Raw genomic sequence first — 4,387 nt, forward strand, 5'->3', positions numbered from 1 at the left:
CCGTTGCAGCAGACCTGTGTCTCGCGGCGACCGGCACCGATACCGGCGGCTCGATCCGTCAGCCTGCGGCATTTACCGGCACTGTTGGCCTGAAGCCGACTTATGGCCGCGTCAGCCGCTGGGGCACCATTGCCTTTGCCAGCTCGCTTGATCAGGCAGGCCCGATGACCAAGACGGTTCGCGATGCGGCAATCATGCTGGGCGCGATGGCATCTGTCGATGACAAGGATTCGACCAGCGCCGACCGTCCGGTTCCTGACTATGAGGCGGCGATCACTGGCGATATTCGCGGCAAGAAAATCGGCATCCCCCGTGAATATCGTATGGATGGCATGTCGGATGAAATCGACGCGCTGTGGCGTCAGGCTGCCGAGATGTTGCGTGATGCCGGTGCCGAGATCGTCGATATCTCGCTGCCCCATACCAAATATGCTTTGCCTGCCTACTATGTCATCGCCCCGGCCGAGGCGTCTTCGAACCTCGCGCGCTATGATGGCGTGCGCTATGGCCATCGGGCGAAACTTGCGGCAGGTGACGGCATCGATCAGATGTATGCCCGCACCCGCGCCGAGGGTTTTGGCCACGAGGTTCAGCGCCGTGTGATGATCGGCACCTATGTGCTGTCGGCAGGCTTTTATGACGCATATTATAACCGCGCCCGCCGCGTGCGTGCCCTGATCAAGCGTGATTTCGATCAGGCCTATGCCAGCGGCGTCGATGCGATCCTGACCCCGGCCACCCCATCCGCAGCCTTTGGCTTGGGTGAAATGGCGGGCAAGGATCCTGTCGAAATGTATCTCAACGACGTGTTCACCGTCACGGTCAACCTTGCAGGTTTGCCGGGGATTGCGGTGCCGGTCGGCACAGATGCACAGGGCCTGCCCCTGGGGATGCAGCTGATTGGCCGCCCTTGGGCCGAAGGTGAACTGCTGAACCTTGCACAAACACTGGAAAATGCGGCAGGCTTCGTGGCGAAGCCGGATCGCTGGTGGTGATCTTGTGAAAACAGAGGGCGTGAACATGCGGAAACTGGCGATCCTTGCGGTGCTGGCCTTGGCGGCTTGCAATGAGAATGCGGGCTGGAACCCCAATTACACCATGAATGGCACGCCCTATGGCGAATATCAGCGCGCACGAGAAGTCGCGCTGATGACCAATACCGAGGGGCCGGCGATCATCCCGATCCAGCTTCCCGCCAAGGCGCCGACTGCCGCCGATATTGCTGGACCCGGCCAGACCAAAGCGATGGTCAAGACCGTGGGTGTGCCCGTGGCCGTGACCGAGGTGCGCGTCTCGCCTCAGGCCCGCGCCGCGGCCACCGGCGCCTATCCCGGATCGACCCCGGTCTTGGTGCGCTTTGCCCATGCCGAGCGTCATAACCCCGGCACGGCGATCTATCCGCGCACGGGCGCCAATGCGGCCAAAGCCCAGCAAGCCTGCCGCGGCTTTGCCACTGCCGATAGTGCGCAAACCGCGTTCTTGGCGGCGGGCGGCCCGGTCATCGATCCCAAAGGGATGGACCCCGATGGTGATGGCTTTGTGTGTGGCTGGGATCCGCGGCCGCTGCGCCAATCCGCACTTTGAGCTATCCCTCGCCCAATCACGGCGAGCGGCGCGGGGGACAGCGCCCCGAACTGATTGTGCTGCACTATACCGGCATGGCGGACGGGGCCTCGGCTCGCGCCCGCCTATGCTGCCCCCAAGCCGAGGTCTCGGCGCATTGGCTGCTTCACGAAAATGGCGATGCCGAGGCACTTGTCTCGGAGGAACGTCGGGCATGGCATGCCGGGGCAGGGGCTTGGCTTGGGCGTGACGATGTGAATTCGCGCTCGATCGGGATCGAAATCGTCAACCCCGGCGACCGCCCGTTTCCTGCCGCACAAATGCGGGCCCTTGAGACGCTGATCGCGGCGATCATGGCGCGCTGGGATATTCCACCTCAGGCGGTCATCGGCCATTCCGATATGGCGCCGGGCCGCAAAATCGATCCCGGCCCCCGCTTTGACTGGCGCCGCCTGGCCCTGCAAGGTCTGGCGGTCTGGCCCAAGGGCCTTGGCCAAGACCTGCCCTTGCAGCAAAGCCTCAGCGAAATCGGATATCCTGCAGGAAATGAGCAGGACCGACTGACGGCGTTTCGCCTGCGGTTTCGCCCTTGGGCAAGCGGTCCCGAAGATGAAATCGACCGCCGGATTGCGGCCGCCGTCCCCCGGTGACGGGCGCGCGTGCGAGCATGGCTTTTGATCTTGCGCCCTATCTTGCGCTTTGGCAGCTGACACCTGATGGGGCAGTGATTGAAACCGCCCAGGCAAGGTTAATGCCGACCCGCAGGGGGAGCCAAAAGCTGATGCTCAAACTCGCGCTTACCGCCGAAGAACTCGCAGGATTTGACGCCCTGATCTGGTGGAAGGGCAATGGCGCCGTGCAGGTTCTAAACCGTGCGGGGCCTGCGATCTTGATGCCGCGCGCCGAAACCCTGCCCAATCTGGCTGAACTTGCGCGCACAGGCCAGGACGATCTTGCGACGACGATCCTGTGCAATACGGCCGCCAAACTCCACCAGCCCAGCACGCGCGCACGACCCACCTCGGCGCAACCCTTGTCTCACTGGTTTCGCGATCTTCGCGCCACAGCAGCCGATCACGGCGGCATCTTTCGCAAAGCCCTGACCGAGCTGGATCGCCTGCTTGCCGAAGACCCCGTATCCATCTTGCTGCATGGCGATCTTCATCATGAAAATACCCTCTTTTTCCCCGACGGCTGGGCGGCAATCGACGCCAAGGGTCTGATCGGCCCGGCAGAGCTTGATTATGCGGTTCTCTTTGCCAATCCTGACCTAAGTGATCCCAGCCACAAATGCGCTCGTTTACCCGGTGTGGCGGCGCGCCGTCTGGGGCAGATCTCGGCGCTTTCTGGGCATGACAGCCGCATGATCCTGCGCTGGCTTTTGGCCTGGGCAGGGCTATCGGCCAGCTGGTTCTTGCAAGATGAGCCGCTTGATTCGCCCCGCCTCGAGACCGTGCTTTTCCTTGCGGAATGGTCGGCAGGTCAGCTGGGGCGTTAAAGCCGCGCGAAGATCTCGTCCAGACGGGCAGTTTCGTCGGCCATGCCAAAGGGGGCGTTGACGACAAACATCCCCGATCCGATCATGCCATGACTGTCACGCGCAGGCGGAAACTGAACCTCATGGCGCAAGGCCTCGGGAAATTCCGCAGCGAGCGCCGAAAGCATCGCTTTGTGGCGGGCGTCGCGCAACAGCGGATACCACAAGGCAATGATGCCGACATTCCACTTGCGTGCAATCTGCGCAATGAAGCGTGGAATGGTGTCGTAATCGGATTTCAGCTCAAAGCTTGGATCAATCAGCATCATCCCGCGACGCGGCATCGGCGGGCAGACGGCATTGGCCATGGCAAAGCCGTCTTGATGATACAGATGTGCATCCGGCACGGCCTCGGCCAGATGTTCGATCTCACCGGGGTGAAACTCTGCCAGATGCATCTTGTCGTCCGGACGCAGCAGATGTTCGGCGATCAGGGGCGATCCTGCATAGGCATCGGGCCCGTAGAAAAGCCGCAAGGCCTTTACGGTCCGGATCAGCGGATGATCATCGGGCAGCCAGCCTTCGGCCAGGGCACGGGTGATCCCGGCTGCCGCCTCTCCGGTTTTCAAGGATTGGGGATCATCAAGATGATACAGCCCGCGCCCGGCGTGGGTCTCGATATAGCTCAGGGGTTTGGGCTTCTGGGTCAGATAGGTCAGCATCCACGCCAAAAGGGCATGTTTGTGAAGATCGGCCAGATTCCCGGCATGAAAGACGTGCTGATAGGACAACATCCGTCGCGCTTAATCCGGATTGGGGGAAAAGGAAAGCGGCGGCGCCCAGGGAGGAGGAGGGGCACCGCCGCGCAACGTTGGCCCTGGGAGGAGGTAGGGCAACGTATAGGGTGCGGCAATGGCTGGGAGGAGGAGTGCCATTACCGCGAACGATAGGTCCCAGGGAGGAGGAGGGGACCATCGTATTCCGTACCCGCAATCAGCGGGAAAATGCGGCGCCCCCAGGGAGGAGGAGGGGGGCGCCGCTCTCAACACCGAAGCCCGAGGGAGGAGGAGAGGGCTTCCGTGATTAGGTGGCGACATCCTCAGGGAGGAGGAGGATGTCGCCTAAAGCCAGACCCAGGGAGGAGGAGAGGGTCGGCCTGTTCTATGTCTTAGCGCTTGGCGCCGACCGCAGTATTCGCGATCGAAGTAATTTCCAGGCGATGAATGCCCAAATCCGCCAGCTCGCGATCCGAAAGGCCATTCAGCTCACGCACGGTCTGACGATACAGTGCCCGACGCGCAAAAAAGCTCTTGATACCGCCAAACAGCGTCGAGATACCGCCGGTCG

The 4,387-nt window shown here is 62.1% G+C and carries 6 protein-coding genes; 4 read left to right on the top strand and 2 right to left on the bottom strand.

Annotation, left to right across the window (positions count from 1 at the left end; genetic code table 11):
* The 4 genes from RTS12_RS20135 to RTS12_RS20150 all read left to right on the top strand — a co-directional run.
* On the top strand, positions 1-995 hold a 995-nt coding region (locus tag RTS12_RS20135; protein WP_312531841.1), incomplete at its 5' end, for an amidase family protein.
* A 25-nt stretch (positions 996-1,020) separates the two neighbouring features.
* Positions 1,021-1,584, top strand: a complete 564-nt coding sequence (locus RTS12_RS20140; protein ID WP_312531843.1) for a hypothetical protein — start codon at positions 1,021-1,023, stop codon at positions 1,582-1,584.
* A complete protein-coding gene (locus RTS12_RS20145; RefSeq protein ID WP_409455726.1) occupies positions 1,548-2,213 on the top strand; it encodes an N-acetylmuramoyl-L-alanine amidase in 666 nt (221 codons plus the stop codon). The genes RTS12_RS20140 and RTS12_RS20145 overlap by 37 nt, the downstream gene beginning before the upstream one ends.
* A 17-nt stretch (positions 2,214-2,230) precedes the next feature.
* A complete protein-coding gene (locus RTS12_RS20150; RefSeq protein WP_312531847.1) occupies positions 2,231-3,061 on the top strand; it encodes an aminoglycoside phosphotransferase family protein in 831 nt (276 codons plus the stop codon).
* On the opposite strand, the gene rlmJ is transcribed toward RTS12_RS20150, so the two are convergent.
* Both rlmJ and RTS12_RS20160 read right to left on the bottom strand, forming a co-directional pair.
* Positions 3,058-3,834, bottom strand: a complete 777-nt coding sequence (rlmJ, locus tag RTS12_RS20155; RefSeq protein ID WP_312531849.1) for a 23S rRNA (adenine(2030)-N(6))-methyltransferase RlmJ — start codon at positions 3,832-3,834, stop codon at positions 3,058-3,060. The genes RTS12_RS20150 and rlmJ overlap by 4 nt on opposite strands.
* 374 nt (positions 3,835-4,208) lie before the next feature.
* Positions 4,209-4,376, bottom strand: coding sequence for a DUF1127 domain-containing protein (locus RTS12_RS20160; protein WP_409455727.1), 168 nt, complete (start codon positions 4,374-4,376; stop codon positions 4,209-4,211).
* Positions 4,377-4,387 lie beyond the last annotated feature (11 nt).

The sequence above is a fragment of the Paracoccus sp. (in: a-proteobacteria) genome (assembly GCF_032007265.1).
Taxonomy (GTDB): Bacteria; Pseudomonadota; Alphaproteobacteria; order Rhodobacterales; family Rhodobacteraceae; genus Paracoccus.

Bases quoted from the DNA above. Each gene is read 5' to 3' on its own strand.
- rlmJ (WP_312531849.1), bottom strand. From the start codon at position 3,834: ATGTTGTCCTATCAGCACGTCTTTCATGCCGGGAATCTGGCCGATCTT.
- RTS12_RS20140 (WP_312531843.1), top strand. From the start codon at position 1,021: ATGCGGAAACTGGCGATCCTTGCGGTGCTGGCCTTGGCGGCTTGCAAT.
- RTS12_RS20150 (WP_312531847.1), top strand. From the start codon at position 2,231: ATGGCTTTTGATCTTGCGCCCTATCTTGCGCTTTGGCAGCTGACACCT.